The organism is Corynebacterium pollutisoli (genome assembly GCF_900177745.1).
Classification (GTDB): Bacteria; Actinomycetota; Actinomycetes; order Mycobacteriales; family Mycobacteriaceae; genus Corynebacterium; species Corynebacterium pollutisoli.
This window is the reverse complement of record NZ_FXAR01000001.1, coordinates 350,345-367,116: the sequence shown is the minus strand read 5'-3', so window position 1 is coordinate 367,116 and position 16,772 is coordinate 350,345. Positions and strand designations below refer to the sequence as shown.

Here is a 16,772-nt window from a genome sequence, read left to right as displayed (position 1 = left end):
TTTTTCTTATACTTGGTGTCATCAGATCCCCGACCGAGGAGTCGATCCCGCATGACCCTGCCACCGATCACTGATTCAGCCTCCTACCTGGCACGACACACCGGGCCCGATGCGAGTGAAGCGCAGGTGATGCTGGATGCGCTGGGATATGAGTCCCTCGACGCGCTCGTCGACGCCGCCCTCCCCGCCGACATCCGTCTCGCCGGCGACCTGCCCGACCGTCCGGCGCTGAGTGAGACGCAGGCCCAGGCGCGGCTGCGCACCTACGCCGACCGCAACACGGTGCTGAAGGCCTTCTACGGGCAGGGCTTCTCGGACACGATCACGCCGCCGGTGATCCGTCGCAACGTGGTGGAGGATCCGGGCTGGTACACGGCGTACACGCCGTATCAGCCGGAGATCTCGCAGGGTCGCCTCGAGGCGCTGCTCAACTTCCAGACGATGGTCTCGGAGCTCACCGGCCTGCCCATCGCCAACGCCTCGCTTCTCGACGAGGCCTCCGCCGCCGCCGAGGCCATCGGCCTCATGTCGCGCGCGAAGAAGAAGGGCCGCCGGGTGGTGCTCGATGCGCGCCTGCATCCGCAGGTGCTGTCGGTGGCGGCCGAGCGGGCCCGCGCCATCGATCTGGAGGTCGCCGTCGAGGATCTCTCGGCTGAGCTGGTCGGTGAGGACTACTGCGGTGTCGTCATCGCCTACCCGGGCACGGAGGGTGACATCACGGATCCGCGCCCGGTCATCGACGCGATCCACGAGCGCGGCGGCCTGGCCACGGTCGTCACCGATCCCCTGGCGCTCATGCTCATCGAGTCCCCCGGGGAGCTGGGGGCGGACATCGCGGTCGGCTCCTCGCAGCGTTTCGGCGTGCCGCTGTTCTACGGTGGCCCGCACGCCGCGTTCATGGCGGTGTCCGACGCGCTCAAGCGCCAGATGCCGGGCCGCCTCGTGGGTGTCTCCGTCGACGCGGAGGGGGCTCCGGCCTACCGCCTCGCCCTGCAGACCCGCGAGCAGCACATCCGCCGCGAGCGCGCGACGTCGAACATCTGCACCGCGCAGGCCCTGCTGGCGGTCACCGCCTCCATGTACGCGGTCTACCACGGCCCGGAGGGGCTCACGCGCATCGCGGAGCGGATCCACGGCCTGGCGTGTGATTTCGCCGCCTCGGTGGAGGGCGTGCGTCACGACGCCTTCTTCGACACCGTCGCCGTCGAGGTCGCGGACGCCCACGCGGTCGTCGACACGCTGGCGGACGCCGGGTACCTGGTGCGCCCGGTGAGCGACACCGTGGTCGGCGTGAGCTTCGGTGAGTCGGCGACGGAGGCCGACGTCGAGAAGCTCGTGGAGGCGTTCGGCGGCTCCCTCGCCGCGGGCACGTCCGCCCTCGGGGTGCCGCGCGAGACCCCCACGCTGACGCACGAGATCTTCTCCTCCATCCACTCGGAGACGCAGATGCTGCGCTACCTGCGGCAGCTCTCCGACAAGGATCTGGCGCTCGACCGGACGATGATCCCGCTGGGGTCGTGCACGATGAAGCTCAACCCGACGGCCGGTATGGAGACCATCACGTGGCCGGAGTTCGCGAACGTGCACCCCTTCGCCCCCGAGGAGCAGGCGCGCGGCTGGATCGAGCTCATCGAGGAGCTCGAGGGCTGGCTCGCGGAGCTCACCGGCTACGCCCGGGTGTCCGTGCAGCCCAACGCGGGATCGCAGGGTGAGCTGGCCGGCCTGCTGGCGATCCGCCGTTTCCACGTGGCCAACGGCGACATGGAGCGCGACATCTGCATCGTCCCGGCCTCCGCGCACGGCACGAACGCGGCGTCGGCGACGCTCGCCCACCTGCGGGTCGTCGTGGTGGCCACCGCGGACGACGGTTCCATCGACCTCGCCGACCTCGACGCCAAGCTGGAGGAACACGGCCCGCGCGTCGCGGCGATCATGATCACCTACCCGTCGACGCACGGCGTCTTCGAGGACACAGTGCGGCAGGTGTGCGACAAGGTCCACGCCGTCGGCGGGCAGGTCTACATCGACGGCGCCAACATGAACGCGCTCACCGGGCTGGCGCAGCCGGGGCAGTTCGGCGGCGACGTCTCGCACCTCAACCTGCACAAGACCTTCACCATCCCGCACGGCGGCGGCGGGCCTGGCGTGGGCCCGGTGTGCGTCGCCGAGCACCTCGTCCCGTTCCTCCCCGCCGACCCCGTGCTTCTCGACGCCGCGTCCCCCGCCGCCGTCGGCACCGGCGTGCCGATCTCGTCGACCCGCTACGGCTCCGCCGGCGTGCTGCAGATCTCGTGGGCGTACATCGCCATGATGGGCACCGCCGGACTGGCCCGCGCGTCCGCCGGGGCGATCCTCGCCGCCAACTACGTGGCCCGCTCCCTGCAGGACGCCTTTCCCGTGCTCTACACCGGCCGGAACGACCTGGTGGCGCACGAGTGCATCCTCGACCTGCGCGAGCTGACGAAGCAGTCCGGGGTGACCGCGGCGGACGTCGCCAAGCGTCTCATCGACTTCGGTTTCCACGCCCCCACCCTCGCCTTCCCCGTCGCCGGTACCCTCATGGTCGAGCCGACCGAGTCGGAGGACCTCGCCGAGCTCGACCGCTTCATCGAGGCGATGCGCACCATCCGCGCGGAGATCGACGAGATCATCGACGGCACCGTCGCCTACGACGAGTCTGTCCTCCACCACGCCCCGTACACCGCGTGGAGTGTCTCCCGCGACGAGTGGGAGCACGTCTTCACCCGCGAGCAGGCCGCCTGGCCGGTGCCGGGCCTGCGGCGCACGAAGTACTTCCCGCCGGTGCGCCGCCTCAACGAGGCCTACGGCGACCGCAACCTCGTCTGTTCCTGCCCGCCCCCGTCGGCCTTCGACATCGATCCCCAGGAGAACTAAGTGTCTGATCTGCGTACCAGCCCCCTCCACGAGCGCCACGAGAATCTCGGCGCCTCCTTCACCCCCTTCGGTCCGTGGACGATGCCGCTCAAGTACGGCAATGAGCTCGACGAGCACCGCGCCGTGCGCTCCACCGCCGGCCTTTTCGACCTGTCCCACATGGGCGAGATCCGGGTGACCGGCCCGCAGGCGGGCGAGTTCCTCGATCATGCGCTCATCTCCACGCTGTCGTCCATCCCGGTGGGTAAGGCGAAGTACTCGATGATCGTCAACGAGGAGGGCGGCATCCTCGACGACCTCATCTCCTACCGCCTCGCCGACGACGAGTACCTCGTCGTGCCCAACGCCGGCAACACCGACGTCGTGTGGGAGGCGTTCCAGGCCCGCGCCGAGGGATTCGACGTGGAGCTGGCCGACGAATCCCTCGACACCGCCCTCATCGCCGTCCAGGGCCCGCGCGCCGAGCAGATCATCGCCGACCTCGTCGCGGGGGAAGACGAGACCGTCGTCCGCGGCATGAAGTACTACTCGGCCGCCCCGCTCAACGTCGCCGGCTTCGACGTCCTGCTGGCCCGCACCGGCTACACCGGCGAGGACGGCTACGAGCTCTACCTCCCCAACGCCGGGGCCGGCGAGCTGTGGGACGCCCTGCTCAACGCCGGGGCCGCCTACGACCTGCTGCCCGCCGGTCTGGCCGCCCGCGACTCCCTGCGTCTCGAGGCGGGCATGCCGCTCTACGGCCAGGAGCTGGGCACCGACATCACCCCGGTGGAGGCCGGCATGGCCCGCGCCTTCGCCGGCAAGGAGGCGGACTTCGTCGGCCGCGCCGCCCTCGACGGCAGGGAGCCGGAATCCGCCATCGTCGGACTCAAGGGCCTCGGCCGCCGCGCCGCCCGCGAGGGTGCGGAGGTCTTCCGCGAGGACGAGAAGGTCGGCGTGGTCACCTCCGGCCAGCCCTCCCCCGTCCTCGGCCACCCCATCGCGCTGGCCCGCCTGCACCCGGAGTTCTCCGAACCCGGCATGAGCCTCGAGGTGGACATCCGCGGCAAGCGCCACCCCGTCGAGACCGTCGCGCTTCCCTTCTACCGGCGCTCCGACAGCTAACATCAACCCCACACCACACGGAAGGCACCCCCATGAGCAACTCCCTGCCCGAGAACTTCTCCTACTCCGAGGACCACGAGTGGATCGACGCCACCGCTGACGCCGCCGCCGGCGCCACCGTCAAGGTCGGCATCACCTCCGTCGCCACCGAGCGCCTCGGCGAGGTCGTCTACGCCGAGCTGCCCGCGGTCGGCGACACCGTCACCGCCGGTGAGCCCTGCGGTGAGGTCGAGTCCACCAAGTCCGTCTCCGACCTCTTCGCCCCGGTCACCGGCACCGTCACCGCCGTCAACGACTCCGTCCACGACGACTACTCGATCATCAACTCCGACCCCTTCGGCGCCGGCTGGCTCTTCGAGGTCGAGGTCTCCGAGGTCGGCCCGCTCATGACCGCCGCCGAGTACGCAGAGGCCACCGGCGTTTAATGACGGCACCGCGTAAACCCTTCTTCCCCGCCGACCGCTCCATCCGCGCCTCCGACGCGCCCCTGGAGATCCGCCACCTCGGGGTGGTGGACTACCGGGAGGCGTGGGATCTGCAGGCCGCGCTCGCGCAGCAGCGCGCCGCCGACGAGATCGGCGACCAGATCCTCCTGCTCGAGCACCCGAGCGTCTACACCGCCGGTAAGCGCACGCAGCCGGAGGACCGCCCCACCAACGGTCTGCCCGTTGTCGACGTCGACCGCGGCGGCCGCATCACGTGGCACGGTGAGGGGCAGCTCGTGGCCTACCCGATCATCCGGCTGGCGGATCCCGTCGACGTTGTCGACTATGTCCGCCGCCTGGAGGAGGCGGTCATTGCGACGGTGCGGGAGGCGGGCGTCGAGGATGCCGGTCGTATCGACGGCCGGTCCGGCGTCTGGGTCCCCGCCGACGACCACCGGCGCGATCGGAAGGTCGCCGCGCTGGGCATCCGCGTCACCCGCGGCGTGACCATGCACGGTCTGAGCCTCAACTGCTCCAACTCCCTCGAACACTACGACCACATCGTGGCGTGCGGCATCGACGACGCCGACGTGACCACCCTCAGCCTCGAGCTGGGCCGCGAGGTCACCCTCGATGAGGTCACCGACCCGCTTGTCGACGCCCTCACGGCGGCCCTGGCCGGCGACCTCGTCGTCTCCGACCACACCTTCGCGTCGGCCCCGGATCCGACGAAGATCGTCGCGCGGCCCCGCTGACCTGGCTTTTAGCACCTATCAATAGAAAGAGTATGGTGGCGGTGTGACTATCGCACCTGAAGGACGCAAGATGCTCCGCGTGGAGGCGCGCAACGCGCAGACCCCCATCGAGAGCAAGCCCCGCTGGATCCGCAACGCGGTGAAGACCGGCCCCGAGTACGAGGACATGAAGAAGAAGGTCGCCGGGGCCTCCCTGCACACCGTGTGCCAGGAGGCTGGCTGCCCGAACATCCACGAGTGCTGGGAGTCCCGGGAGGCCACCTTCCTCATCGGTGGTGCCAACTGCTCCCGCCGCTGTGACTTCTGCCAGATCAACTCGGCGAAGCCGGAGCCGCTGGACCGCGACGAGCCGCGCCGCGTGGCCGAGTCCGTCCGCGAGATGGGTCTGAACTACTCCACCATCACCGGCGTCACCCGTGACGACCTCGACGACGAGGGCGCGTGGCTCTACGCCGAGGTGGTCCGCCAGATCCACGAGCTCAACCCGAACACCGGCGTCGAGAACCTCGTGCCCGACTTCTCCGGCCGCCCCGAGTTGCTGGAGCAGGTCTTCGAGTCCCGCCCCGAGGTCTTCGCCCACAACGTGGAGACGGTGCCGCGCATCTTCAAGCGCATCCGCCCCGCCTTCCGCTACGAGCGCTCCCTCGACGTGATCCGCCAGGCGCGTGACTACGGGCTCATCACCAAGTCGAACCTCATCCTCGGCATGGGCGAGACCGTCGAGGAGATCCGCGAGGCCCTCACCGACCTGCACAGCGCCGGCTGCGACATCATCACCATCACCCAGTACCTGCGCCCCGGCCCGATGTACCACCCCATCGACCGCTGGGTGAAGCCGGAGGAGTTCGTCGAGCACAAGGACTTCGCCGAGGAGCTCGGTTTCGGCGCCGTCATGTCCGGCCCGCTGGTCCGCTCCTCCTACCGTGCCGGCCGTCTCTACTCGCAGGCGATGGCCGCCCGCGGCCGGGAGATCCCGGACCACCTCAAGCACCTGGCGGAGACCTCCCAGGGGTCCACCGATCAGGAGGCCACCACACTGCTGGCCAAGTACGGCCCCTCCCAGGACACACCGGTCACCTCCCGTTAGGTGCCCGCCGACCCCTGACCTAAAGTAGAGGCCATGGCAGACGACAAGCAGAAGGCGGCCGCGAAGGCCGCGAAGGCAGAGGCTCGCGCCGCCAAGCGCGCGAAGAGCAAGGAGACCCGCGGCCAGCTGTGGCAGGCCTTCAACATCCAGCGCAAGCAGGACAAGAAGCTCATCCCGCTGATGGTCCTGTCCCTCGTGGGTGTCGCGGCGCTGTTCTTCCTCATCGGTCTCGCCTGGGGCGGCCAGTGGTTCATGCTCATCCTGGGTATCGGCCTCGGTGCCGTCCTGGCGATGTACATCTTCTCCCGTCGTCTGCAGACGTCCATGTACGACCGCATCGGCGATCAGCCGGGTGCGGCCGGCTGGGCGCTGGACAACCTGCGCAACACCGTCGGCATCGTGTGGCACACCAAGCAGGGCGTGGCCATGAACCGCTCCCTGTCCGCCATCGTCCACCGCGTCGTGGGCAACCCGGGTGTCGTCCTCGTCGCCGAGGGCAGCCAGTCCGCCGCGAAGACCCTGGTCAACGAGCAGAAGCGCCGCCTCGACCGCCTCGCCGGTGACGTCCCCGTCTACGAGATGTACGTCGGCGACGGCGAGGGCCAGGTCCCGCTGAAGAACCTCCAGCGCGAACTGCTCAAGCTGCCGCGCAACTACCGCAAGAACGAGGTCTACTCGGTCAACGCCAAGATCGAGGCCATGGACACCATCGGTTCCTCCCAGCCGGGTGCCGGTCTGCCCAAGGGTCCGCTGCCCAAGGGTGGCAACCTCTCCGGCATGAACCGCCGTATGCGACGCGCGAACGAGCGCCGCGGCAAGTAGCGTCTCCGCCACATCCTCCACGTCCCGTGATCCCTCTCGCAGGGAGCCCGGGACGTTCTGCCTTTCCAGGGGTTGTCTGGCACGATGTGAACGTGAACATCTTCGTGGAGAATCCCCTTCTCGCCCTTCTTGTGATCATGGCGGTCGGCCTGTTCCTCGGCCGTCTGGAGATCTTCGGGTTCCGCCTCGGCGTCGCTGCCGTCCTCTTCGTCGGCCTGGTCATGGCCGCCATCGAGCCGGCCATCCAGATTCCCCCGCTCATTTACATCGTCGGCCTGGCGCTGTTCGTCTACACGATCGGACTGGAGTCCGGCCACGACTTCTTCGCGACGTTCCGGTCGAAGGGTCTGCGCAACAACTCACTGGCCATCGGCATCTTCGTGGTCATCACCGCGGCCTCCTACGGCCTGGTGAAGCTGCTGGACATCAACGCCGTCACCGGCGCCGGCATGTTCACCGGTGCGCTGACGAACACCCCGGCCATGGCCGCCGTCGTCGACGCACTGCCCTCGCTCATCACCGACGCCGAGGAGCTGCGCACCGTCGAGGCCCTGCCACTGGTGGCCTACTCCCTGGCCTACCCGCTGGGCGTCATCGTGGTCATCATCGCCATCGCCGTGCTGGGCAAGATCTTCCGCGTCGACCACCAGCAGGAGGCCATCGACCACGGCGTCGCCGTCCACGAGCTCTACACCCGCCGCATCCTCGTCCAGCGCGATGATCTCCACGCCATCGCCGACCTGCCGGAGGACCTCGGCCTGGAGGTCATCGTCTCCCGCCTCGAGCGCGAGGGCGAGCAGCGCCTCCCGGGTAACGGAGCGTGGGCGAAGCCGGGTGACGTCCTCTCCGTCGTCGGCACCGCCGAGGAGCTCGACCGGGCCGCCGTCCTCATCGGTGAGGCCCTGCCGGGTGACCCCTTCCACGGCCACGACCTCGACTACCGCCGCATCTTCGTTTCGAACAACGACCTCGTGGGCATCCCCCTGGCGAAGCTGCGCCCGCAGCTGTCGGGCATGCTCATCACCCGTGTGCGCCGCGGTGACCACGACATGGTGGCCACCCCGGAGACGATCCTGCAGCTGGGCGACCGGGTGCGCGTCGTCGCCGCGCATGACCGCATGGGCAAGGTGACCCGCCTGTTCGGTGACTCCTACCGCCGCCTCTCCGACGTGAACCTGCTCCCCCTCGTCGTCGGTCTCGTCATCGGCGTGGCCGTCGGCATGATCGCCATCCCCCTGCCGGGTGGCGCCTCCCTCAAGCTGGGTACCGCCGGTGGCCCGCTCGTCGTGGCCCTCATCCTCGGTGCGCTGGGGCGTTCCGGCCGCGTCGTGTGGCAGATCCCCTACGGTGCCAACCTGGCGCTGCGCCAGCTGGGTATCACCCTGTTCCTCGCGGCGATCGGCACCACCGCCGGTGCCGGCTTCCGGGCCGCCCTGTCGGACCCGACCTCGCTGACCATCATCGGCGTCGGTGCGCTCATCACGCTGCTCATCTCCGTGCTCGTGCTCGTCATCGGCTACAAGGTGATGAAGCTGTCCTTCGGCGAGACCGCCGGCATCCTCGCCGGCATGCAGACCCACCCCGCGGTGCTGTCATACGTCTCCGATGTCACCAAGAACGACCTGCCGGCGATGGGCTACACGTCGGTGTACCCGGTGTCGATGGTGGCGAAGATCCTCGCCGCGCAGATCCTGCTGTTCATACTGCTGTGACGTCGCTCGATCTGAGCGCTACCTCTGTCAGCTACCCGCGGATGACGGAGGTGCCGGTCGCGCGGTCGTGGAGGCCGCGGCCGTCGGAATCGACCATGGCGGCTGGGAGGATGAGGCCGGTGAGCAGCGTGCGGACGACCGCGCGCCAGAGGCCGACCTTGGCGCCGCCGACGTCGACACGCGCGACGCCCATGCCGAGCAGCATGTGGCCCGGGGTGCGGGCGAAGAGCCAGCCGAAGACGATGCCGAGGATGACCCAGAAGATGTAGACAACGGTGCCGGTGGAGCCCAGCGCGTCGGAGTAGTTGGTGAAGGCGATGGCCAGGCCGAGGCAGATGAACCAGTCGATGAGGACACCGCCGGCGCGGCGGGCCACGGAGGCCAGCGAGCCCGGGCCCTTCTCCGGGAGACCCAGTTTCTCGCCGGGGTACCGTCCGGGTGCGAAGGGGTCGTCGTGTTCGCCGGGGATCTGGGGGCCGTCGAGCCAGCTGCGCTTGGGGTTCGCCATACACTAGACATTAGCCGGGGGCGTGCGGGCAGCGGAAATGTGATTCCTCCCGTTCAACTATTGATAGCTCGACAGAAAATAGTTTAGAATGGTCGACAGGTAATCGAGGGCAGGTCCTGCACCTGTAGACTGGCTGAGATACCAAGGACCGAGAGCGTCAACAATCAAGGAGTCATCGTGGCCTTCAACACGATCGAAGATGTCGTCAAGTACATCAAGGATGAAAACGTCGAGTTCGTCGATGTCCGTTTCACGGACGTCCCGGGAATTGAGCAGCACTTCACCATCCCGGCCTCCATGTTCGACGAGGAGGCAGCGGAGGAAGGCCTCGCCTTCGACGGCTCCTCCGTCCGCGGCTTCACCACCATCGACGAGTCCGACATGAACCTCCTGCCGGACCCGGCCACCGCGAAGATCGACCCCTTCCGTGAGGCCAAGACCCTGAACATCAAGTTCTTCGTCCACGACCCCTTCACCCGCGAGCCGTTCTCCCGCGACCCCCGCAACGTCGCCCGCAAGGCGGAGGAGTACCTGGCCTCCACCGGCATCGCCGACACCTGCTTCTTCGGCGCGGAGGCCGAGTTCTACCTCTTCGACTCCGTCCGTTTCGAGACCGGCACCAACCTGGGCTTCTACGAGGTCGACTCCGACGAGGGCTGGTGGAACCGCGGTTCCGAGCAGCGCCTCGACGGCCAGTACAACCTCGGCTACAAGACCCGCCTCAAGGGCGGCTACTTCCCGGTCCCGCCGTACGACCAGTCCGTGGGCATCCGCGACGAGATGGTCCGCCACCTGGCCAACGCCGGCTACGACATCGAGCGTTTCCACCACGAGGTGGGCACCGGCGGCCAGCAGGAGATCAACTACCGCTTCAACACCCTGCTCCACGCGGCTGATGACCTGCAGTCCTTCAAGTACATCGTGAAGAACACGGCGTTCCAGAACGGCAAGACCGCAACCTTCATGCCGAAGCCGCTGGCCGGCGACAACGGTTCGGGCATGCACGCCCACCAGTCGCTGTGGAAGGACGGCGAGCCGCTGTTCCACGACGAGTCCGGTTACGCAGGCCTGTCCGACATCGCCCGCTACTACATCGGCGGCATCCTGCACCACGCCGGTGCGGTCCTGGCGTTCACCAACCCGACGCTCAACTCCTACCACCGCCTTGTCCCGGGCTTCGAGGCCCCGATCAACCTCGTGTACTCGCAGCGCAACCGTTCCGCCGCCGTGCGTATCCCGATCACGGGCTCCAACCCGAAGGCGAAGCGCATCGAGTTCCGCGCCCCGGACCCGTCCGGCAACCCGTACCTCGGTTTCGCCGCGATGATGCTCGCCGGCCTCGACGGCGTGAAGAACCGCATCGAGCCGCACGCCCCGGTCGACAAGGACCTCTACGAGCTCCCGCCGGAGGAGGCCGCCTCCATCCCGCAGGCCCCGACCTCCCTCGAGGCGTCCCTGGAGGCCCTGCAGGAGGACATGGACTTCCTCACCGAGGGTGACGTGTTCACCGAGGACCTCATCGACACCTACATCAAGCTCAAGTACGACAACGAGATCGCGCCGGCCCGCCTGCGCCCGACTCCGCTCGAGTTCGAGATGTACTACGACTGCTAGTCGCCCGCTCATCGACGCCCCCGCTCCCCCGCGGGGGCGTCGTCGTCTCTACATCCCCGCGATCTCCCACAGCGCCGCCAGGTGGGCGTCCAGCGCCCGCTCCCCCGCCTCCGTCAGTGCGACCCAGACAACGTCCTGCGCGCGGGTGGATCCGTAGTCGCGGGAGCGGGTGACGTAGCCGTGGGACTCCAGGGCGGAGATTTGCTTGGAGAGCGTGGCGTTGGTGAGCTCCAGTTGGTCGCGCAGCTCCGCGAAGCGCATCTCCCGGCCAGCCCTTCCCCGTGACACCGCCCCGGCGTTGTGCATTGCGCGTGCTCGCGGAGAAGGTCGGCATGCGCGCCCCCTCGCCGTACAACCATGCCGCGAACAGGGAGGAGCTGCGCACGCTCATCCTCACGCAGGGTTTCTTCGAGATGGGGGATGCGTTGTGGGAGGCAGTGGCCGTCGACAAGTCGCCGGCCAGCCTGGCCGCCGCTTATCGACGCCACTCCACCTCCCTCCCCCACCATTACCGACTCGGCACCACCGGCCCCCTCGACCGCGCGGCCCTGCCGGCAGGCCTCGAGGAATGGTCCGGCGCCCCCTTCGGCCTGGTCACCGATTCCCCCGTCGATGCGCAGGCCTTCTTCGCCGCCCTCCACGGCCTGGCGATCCTGGAGATCGACGGCCGCTTCCCGCCCGGCACCCCGATCGACGATCTGTGGGCGCGGACGGCGGAGCTGTACTGACCCGCCCGCCCGCGGTTTGGCCACTTCTGGGATGTTTGAACACCCCAGAAGTGGCCAAACCGCGGTGAGGACTAGCACTAGGACCAGGCTTAGGCCTCTACCTCGACGGCGGCGCGGTCGGCGGCGTCGATGAGCTCGTCGGCGATGGCGTTGATCCAGGTGGCGCCCTGCTCGCCCGGGGTGAACACGAAGTCCGGGAAGTGGTCCTGGAAGGTGAACTCGGCCTGGGCCGGGATGAGGGTCATGCCGACGCGGGTGACCACGTCGTTCCAGTGGGAGATGGCGGTGCGGGCGGCGTCGGAACCGTAGCCGATGAAGCCGACGGGCTTGCCGGTCCACTCGGCGTAGAGGAGGTCGTAGGCGTCCTTCATCGGGCCCGGCATGGAGGCGTTGTACTCCGGGGTGACGAAGATGTAGGCGTCGAAACCGTCGATGAGCTCGGCCCAGGCGCGGGTGGTCGGCTCGGCGTAGTTGCCGTTCTCGACCATGCGCGGCGGCAGGGCGGTGTTGGGGCGGAGGTTCTGCTCGAGGATGTCGACGAGCTGGTAGGTGTGGCCGTCGTTACGGGCCTCCAGCTGCTCGATGGCCCACTGGCCGATGGTGATGCCGGTGCGGCCCTCGCGGATGGAGCCGACGAACACTGCGATCTTCATGTGTCTCCCTGAAATCGTGTTGATGACCCGTCAACATTAGCTCACCGACCCTGCCCGCACCAACTCCGCTAACGGAAAAACCCGCACATCACAGCGGATGTGCGGGCGATTGCCAGGGAACTTGCGCCTCGACGGAGACAGCGGCGCGCTCGGAGGCGTCGACAAGCTCGTCGGCGACGGCGTGGAGCATGGCAGCACCGCGCTCACCCGGGGTGAAGACGTAGTCCGGGAAGTACTCGCCGAAGGGGAACATGGCGTCGGTAGCCAGGTTGATCATGCCGACGCGCTCGGTGATGTCGCGCCAGTGCTTGACGGCACCGATGCCGCCGCCACCGCCGTAGGCAATGTATCCCACCGGCTTGTTCTGCCACTCGATGTGCAGCTGGTCGTAGGCGTTCTTCATCATGGCCGGGACGGAGGCGTTGTGCTCGCCGGTGACGAAGAAGTAGCCGTCAAATCCGGCGATGAGCTCGGACCAGGCGGTGGTCTTGGGGTCCTCGTAGACACCCTTGGCCATGCCCGGGAGCACCTCGGCGGTGAGCGGATCGATGTCCTGCTCCATGAGGTCAACGATCTCATAGGTGTTGCCGTCGTTACGGGACTCGAGCTGCTGCAGGGCCCACTCGCCGACGATACGGGCGTAGCGGCCGTTGCGGACGGATCCGACGAAAATGGCGATCTTCATGTGTTTCAGGCTCCTCAGTGAAGTTGTTGACGTGCCTACACTAACGCGACATTGTAGACGTGTCAACATCATGGGCACGATTCGGTCACTACGGTGGCCCGACACCCCCTGACACGGTTGAATGGGCTTATGGATACAAGCAGCGTCGGCAACGTCGGCAACAAGGCGAAGGACAAGGCCCAGCGGCACGCAGGCAAGGCCAACGAGCACCCGGCCGTGAAGATGATGGCCCGCGGCGGCTTCATCGTCATGGGCGTGCTCCACATCCTCATCGGATGGATCGCCTTCCGCATCGCCACCGGGTCCGGCGGCGAGGAGGCGTCCAACTCCGGCGCGCTGGGCACCATCGCCGACGCCCCCGGCGGGCAGATCCTCCTGTGGGTGGCGGTCGCCGCGCTGGCGGCCCTGGCCCTGTGGCGCCTCACCCAGCTGTTCCTCGGCGAGGAACTCAAGGACAAGGCCAAGGGCGGCGTCCTCTTCGTCGTCTTCTCCTCGCTGGCGTTCACCACCGCCACCTTCGCCCGCGGCGGCTCCACCTCCGACGGCGACACCGCCACCGACGTCACCGCCACAGTCCTCGAGCAGCCGTGGGGCGCGGCGCTGGTCATCATCGCCGGGCTCGTCGTCCTGGGCGTCGGCCTGTACAGCATCTACAACGGCGCCACGAAGCGCTTCAAGGAGGACCTCGAGGCCGGCACGGGATCCGGCAACGTCGGCACCGCGATCGTCGGCGCGGGCATGGCCGGGTACATCGCCCGCGGCATCGCGTTCGCGATCCTGGGCATCCTCATCGTCGTCGCGGGCTGGAAGTCCGACCCCGAGCAGGCCGCGGGCCTCGACGCCGCCCTGCGCACCCTCGGCGAGCAGCCCTTCGGCTCGGTGCTGCTCATCTTCACCGGCATCGGCCTGGCGCTCTACGGCCTGTACTCCATCGCCCGCGCCCGCTACATCGAGATGTAGCTAGCACTCCTCGTGCGGGCTGTCGATGAACAGCCCGCCGTTCTCGTGCAGTTCGCCGAGGTTGTAGGCCTCCCGCAGGTTCTCCTCGGTGAGGACCTGCTCCGGCGGGCCGGAGGCGACGACGCGCCCCGACATGAGCACCACATGGTCGGCCGCCCGCGCCTCGGCGAGGTCGTGCGTCGTGAGCACGACGGTGCGCCCGCGGTCGGTCTCGTCGTGGATGATGTCGTCGATGATGCGCGCGGAGACGATGTCGAGGCCGGTGAGCGGTTCGTCGAGAAGCAGCACGTCGTGGTCCTGCGCCATGCCCTGCGCCACGTACACCCGCTGCCGCTGTCCTCCGGACAGCTCCTCGAGGTGTCGTTTGCCCAGGTCGGTCACGTTGAGGCGGGCCATCACCTCGTCGACACGCTGCTTATCGACGCCCCGGAAACGCCCGAACCAGCCCGCCGACGGGTACCGGCCCATCCGGACCACCTCCCGCACCGACAGCGGCACCCCCTCGGGGAACGCCACCGACTGCATGACGTATGAGATGCGGTGACGCGGGTACGCGACGTCGAGCTGCCCGGCCTGGGGCGTGATGAGCCCGCCGATGGCGTGCAGCAACGTCGACTTGCCGGAACCGTTGGGGCCGATGATGGCGGTGAGCTTGCCCAGCGGGATGCTCACGTCGGAGGGGGTGACGGCGACGATGCGCTCGTACCCCAGCTGGACCTGCCGGCCCACTGCGAGATCGGTGCTCATGCCCGCCCCCTTCCGGCCAGGCGGCGACGCAGGTACTGGTACTCCATGATGACCAGGAACGCGGCGATCGGGACGAGGGCCATCGTCGCCGCGGCGGCGGTGCCCAGGTGGAAGGAGAGGATGAGGCCGATGAACACCGACGCCGCGCCGATGAGGGCGGACACCGCGATCATCGTGGGGATCGACCGCGAGAGCAGCGCGGCCGTCGCCGGCGGGGCGACGAGCAGGCTGAACACCAGCATCGTGCCCACCGCCTGGAAACTGCCGATGACGCTCGTCGCGATGAGCACGAGCAGCAGCGCGTGCGTCAGCTTCGGGCGCATGCCGAGGCTCTCCGCCTTCACCGGCGAGAACGACAACGCCATGAGGGGACGGTAGAGCAGCAGCGACCCGGCGATGACGATGGCCGCCAGCACCGCCTGCTGCCGGATGGCCTCCCAGGACACGCCGAGCGCGTCACCGAAGAGGATGCTGGTCAGCGAACCGGAGTACGAGTCCGAGCGGGAGATGATGACCACACCCAGCGCCATCATGCCGACGAACAGCAGGCCGATGGCGGTGTCCTCCTTGAGGTGCGTGTGCCGGTGGATCACCTCCACCGCACCCACCATCACCGCGGCCGCCACCGCGGCGCCGAGGATCGGGTTGAAGTCGAAGACCACGGCGGCCGCGATACCCGGCAGCACCCCGTGGACGAAGGCGTCACCGAAGAAGCTCATGCCACGGAGCACGAGCCAGACGCCGACGGTGGCGCTCATCACCGCGGCGATGAGCCCACCGATGAGGGCCCGCTGCTGGAAGCCCAGCAGGAAGGGGTCGAGAAGCCAATCAGTCACGAAACAACTCTAGTTAACCCAGCGCCTCGACGATGAGTCGTGCGTTCTCGCGCATCATGCCCTGGTAGTCAGCGGCCGGACCGTCCTTCGGGCCGACGGAACCCTCGTACAGGGAGACCACCTGGACGTCCTCGCCCACCTCGGCGGCCAGGGCGTCAACCAGCGTCTGGTTGACGGCGGCGTTGGTGAAGATGACCGGGACGTTCTCCTCCCGGATGACGCCGGCGAGCGACGCCAGATCCGCCGAGGACGGCTGCGCCTCGGTGGAACCACCCGGGATGACCACGCCGGCGGAGTGGAAGTCGTAGGCGTTGTTGAAGTAGCCGAAGGCCTCGTGGTCGGTGACGATGGTGCGACGCTCCTCCGGGATGACGGAGAGGTCCTCGCGGATCTCCTCGTCGAGGGCGGTGAGCTCCCCGGAGACCTCGGCGCCGCACTCGGACCAGGTGTCGTCGCCGGTGCGCTCCGCGACCTCGTCACCGATGAGCTGCGCGGCCTCGACCATGCGGGCGACGTCCAGCCAGAAGTGCGGGTCGAGGTCGCCGTGGTTGTGGCCCTCGTGGCCCTCCTCCTCGTGGGCGTGCTCGTGGTCGTGGTCACCCCACGGCAGCGGGTCAATGTGCTCGGCGACGTGGAGAACCTCGGTGCCGTCGGCCTCGACCTGCTGCAGGGAGGCGTCGAGGCCGCCCTCGAGCCCCAGACCGTTGGCGATGACGAGGTCGGCCTTGACCATGTCGGCCACCTGGGCGGAGGAGGCGGAGAAATCGTGCGGGTCGGCGTTGACCGGCATGAGGGTGGTCGAGGTGCCGCCGGCGCAGGTGGCGATCTGCTCGGTGACGGAACCGAGCGGGGTGGTGGTGACGACGAGGGAGATGTCCCCGGCGGCTTGCTCGGCTTTGGCGCCCGTGGTGTCGGCGGTATCGGCGTCCGAACACGCGGACAGGACGAGTGCGGTGGTGGCGACCAGACCGATGGCGAAACGAGACCGCATGTGGGCCCTCCTGAAATCGTTAACGAAAACCTACTGAAAACTATTACCAATAGTACCCTCACCTCCGGATTCCGCCAACCGGAAGGGAGTCGGGCGGGCGTCGATAAGCGAGGAGCGAAACCCCGAAAGGGGGTAAAGTGACGGCACCGCCGGATCCACCGTCTCACCAGTATTGATCACGCCATCGCGGCATTTGCACACCATTTCCGAAGGTTTCGCTTATGTAGGGTGGGGGGCTGACAGCCCCGAC

General features: G+C 68.2%; 17 protein-coding genes. 10 read left to right on the top strand and 7 right to left on the bottom strand.

Annotated elements, in window-relative coordinates:
- The first annotated feature begins 51 nt into the window (after window positions 1–51).
- From gcvP to B9Y70_RS01765, 7 genes are all read left to right on the top strand, one after another.
- Complete coding sequence (gcvP, locus tag B9Y70_RS01795; RefSeq protein ID WP_085548521.1) at window positions 52–2,895, top strand: aminomethyl-transferring glycine dehydrogenase; 2,844 nt, start codon at window positions 52–54, stop codon at window positions 2,893–2,895.
- On the top strand, window positions 2,896–3,999 hold the full coding sequence (gene gcvT / locus B9Y70_RS01790; protein ID WP_085548520.1) for a glycine cleavage system aminomethyltransferase GcvT: 1,104 nt from the start codon (window positions 2,896–2,898) through the stop codon (window positions 3,997–3,999).
- 32 nt (window positions 4,000–4,031) lie between these two features.
- On the top strand, window positions 4,032–4,424 hold the full coding sequence (gene gcvH / locus B9Y70_RS01785; RefSeq protein WP_085548519.1) for a glycine cleavage system protein GcvH: 393 nt from the start codon (window positions 4,032–4,034) through the stop codon (window positions 4,422–4,424).
- Complete coding sequence (lipB, locus tag B9Y70_RS01780) at window positions 4,424–5,179, top strand: lipoyl(octanoyl) transferase LipB (RefSeq protein WP_085548518.1); 756 nt, start codon at window positions 4,424–4,426, stop codon at window positions 5,177–5,179. Before gcvH ends, lipB begins: the two co-directional genes overlap by 1 nt.
- A gap of 43 nt (window positions 5,180–5,222) precedes the next feature.
- The gene (gene lipA, locus B9Y70_RS01775) at window positions 5,223–6,266 is read left to right on the top strand and encodes a lipoyl synthase (RefSeq protein WP_143337467.1); all 1,044 of its coding nucleotides are present in this window, start codon (window positions 5,223–5,225) and stop codon (window positions 6,264–6,266) included.
- A gap of 33 nt (window positions 6,267–6,299) precedes the next feature.
- The gene (locus B9Y70_RS01770) at window positions 6,300–7,088 is read left to right on the top strand and encodes a DUF4191 domain-containing protein (RefSeq protein WP_085548516.1); all 789 of its coding nucleotides are present in this window, start codon (window positions 6,300–6,302) and stop codon (window positions 7,086–7,088) included.
- Window positions 7,089–7,180: 92 nt separating this feature from the next.
- Window positions 7,181–8,800: an aspartate:alanine exchanger family transporter gene (locus B9Y70_RS01765; protein ID WP_085548814.1), complete on the top strand. Its 1,620-nt coding sequence runs from the start codon at window positions 7,181–7,183 to the stop codon at window positions 8,798–8,800.
- A 31-nt stretch (window positions 8,801–8,831) separates the two neighbouring features.
- Here B9Y70_RS01765 and B9Y70_RS01760 read toward each other — a convergent pair whose 3' ends face one another.
- On the bottom strand, window positions 8,832–9,308 hold the full coding sequence (locus tag B9Y70_RS01760) for an RDD family protein (RefSeq protein ID WP_085548515.1): 477 nt from the start codon (window positions 9,306–9,308) through the stop codon (window positions 8,832–8,834).
- 177 nt (window positions 9,309–9,485) lie between these two features.
- Between B9Y70_RS01760 and glnA the strand changes: the two genes are divergently transcribed.
- On the top strand, window positions 9,486–10,922 hold the full coding sequence (glnA, locus tag B9Y70_RS01755) for a type I glutamate--ammonia ligase (RefSeq protein WP_085548514.1): 1,437 nt from the start codon (window positions 9,486–9,488) through the stop codon (window positions 10,920–10,922).
- 48 nt (window positions 10,923–10,970) lie between these two features.
- Here glnA and B9Y70_RS01750 read toward each other — a convergent pair whose 3' ends face one another.
- Complete coding sequence (locus tag B9Y70_RS01750) at window positions 10,971–11,183, bottom strand: transcriptional regulator (protein WP_240309087.1); 213 nt, start codon at window positions 11,181–11,183, stop codon at window positions 10,971–10,973.
- Between the two features lie 71 nt (window positions 11,184–11,254).
- Between B9Y70_RS01750 and B9Y70_RS01745 the strand changes: the two genes are divergently transcribed.
- The gene (locus tag B9Y70_RS01745; protein ID WP_159449769.1) at window positions 11,255–11,650 is read left to right on the top strand and encodes a TetR-like C-terminal domain-containing protein; all 396 of its coding nucleotides are present in this window, start codon (window positions 11,255–11,257) and stop codon (window positions 11,648–11,650) included.
- A gap of 89 nt (window positions 11,651–11,739) precedes the next feature.
- On the opposite strand, the gene B9Y70_RS01740 is transcribed toward B9Y70_RS01745, so the two are convergent.
- Together B9Y70_RS01740 and B9Y70_RS01735 are read right to left on the bottom strand one after the other, a co-directional pair.
- Window positions 11,740–12,303 (bottom strand): NADPH-dependent FMN reductase, encoded by a 564-nt coding sequence (locus B9Y70_RS01740; RefSeq protein ID WP_085548511.1) that lies wholly within the window; start codon window positions 12,301–12,303, stop codon window positions 11,740–11,742.
- An 88-nt stretch (window positions 12,304–12,391) separates the two neighbouring features.
- Window positions 12,392–12,988, bottom strand: a complete 597-nt coding sequence (locus tag B9Y70_RS01735) for an NADPH-dependent FMN reductase (protein WP_159449768.1) — start codon at window positions 12,986–12,988, stop codon at window positions 12,392–12,394.
- 129 nt (window positions 12,989–13,117) lie between these two features.
- Here B9Y70_RS01735 and B9Y70_RS01730 point away from each other — a divergent pair, with 129 nt between their 5' ends.
- Window positions 13,118–13,948, top strand: coding sequence for a DUF1206 domain-containing protein (locus B9Y70_RS01730; RefSeq protein WP_085548509.1), 831 nt, complete (start codon window positions 13,118–13,120; stop codon window positions 13,946–13,948).
- Here the strand turns inward: B9Y70_RS01730 and B9Y70_RS01725 are convergent, their stop codons facing one another.
- Genes B9Y70_RS01725 through B9Y70_RS01715 form a run of 3 tightly spaced genes read right to left on the bottom strand, consistent with a single transcriptional unit; the run spans window position 13,949 to window position 16,522 of the window.
- Window positions 13,949–14,695 (bottom strand): metal ABC transporter ATP-binding protein, encoded by a 747-nt coding sequence (locus B9Y70_RS01725; RefSeq protein ID WP_085548508.1) that lies wholly within the window; start codon window positions 14,693–14,695, stop codon window positions 13,949–13,951.
- Entirely contained in the window at window positions 14,692–15,531 is an 840-nt protein-coding gene (locus B9Y70_RS01720; RefSeq protein WP_085548507.1) for a metal ABC transporter permease, read from the bottom strand. Before B9Y70_RS01720 ends, B9Y70_RS01725 begins: the two co-directional genes overlap by 4 nt.
- A 13-nt stretch (window positions 15,532–15,544) precedes the next feature.
- On the bottom strand, window positions 15,545–16,522 hold the full coding sequence (locus B9Y70_RS01715) for a metal ABC transporter substrate-binding protein (RefSeq protein WP_085548506.1): 978 nt from the start codon (window positions 16,520–16,522) through the stop codon (window positions 15,545–15,547).
- Window positions 16,523–16,772 lie beyond the last annotated feature (250 nt).

Excerpts from the sequence above, each read along its gene's own strand:
- gcvH (WP_085548519.1), top strand. The coding sequence starts at position 4,032 with ATGAGCAACTCCCTGCCCGAGAACTTCTCCTACTCCGAGGACCACGAG.
- B9Y70_RS01750 (WP_240309087.1), bottom strand. The coding sequence starts at position 11,183 with ATGCGCTTCGCGGAGCTGCGCGACCAACTGGAGCTCACCAACGCCACG.
- gcvP (WP_085548521.1), top strand. The coding sequence starts at position 52 with ATGACCCTGCCACCGATCACTGATTCAGCCTCCTACCTGGCACGACAC.
- B9Y70_RS01730 (WP_085548509.1), top strand. The coding sequence starts at position 13,118 with ATGGATACAAGCAGCGTCGGCAACGTCGGCAACAAGGCGAAGGACAAG.
- B9Y70_RS01745 (WP_159449769.1), top strand. The coding sequence starts at position 11,255 with ATGCGCGCCCCCTCGCCGTACAACCATGCCGCGAACAGGGAGGAGCTG.
- B9Y70_RS01725 (WP_085548508.1), bottom strand. The coding sequence starts at position 14,695 with ATGAGCACCGATCTCGCAGTGGGCCGGCAGGTCCAGCTGGGGTACGAG.
- B9Y70_RS01760 (WP_085548515.1), bottom strand. The coding sequence starts at position 9,308 with ATGGCGAACCCCAAGCGCAGCTGGCTCGACGGCCCCCAGATCCCCGGC.
- B9Y70_RS01740 (WP_085548511.1), bottom strand. The coding sequence starts at position 12,303 with ATGAAGATCGCAGTGTTCGTCGGCTCCATCCGCGAGGGCCGCACCGGC.
- B9Y70_RS01770 (WP_085548516.1), top strand. The coding sequence starts at position 6,300 with ATGGCAGACGACAAGCAGAAGGCGGCCGCGAAGGCCGCGAAGGCAGAG.
- lipB (WP_085548518.1), top strand. The coding sequence starts at position 4,424 with ATGACGGCACCGCGTAAACCCTTCTTCCCCGCCGACCGCTCCATCCGC.
- B9Y70_RS01735 (WP_159449768.1), bottom strand. The coding sequence starts at position 12,988 with ATGAAGATCGCCATTTTCGTCGGATCCGTCCGCAACGGCCGCTACGCC.
- B9Y70_RS01715 (WP_085548506.1), bottom strand. The coding sequence starts at position 16,522 with ATGCGGTCTCGTTTCGCCATCGGTCTGGTCGCCACCACCGCACTCGTC.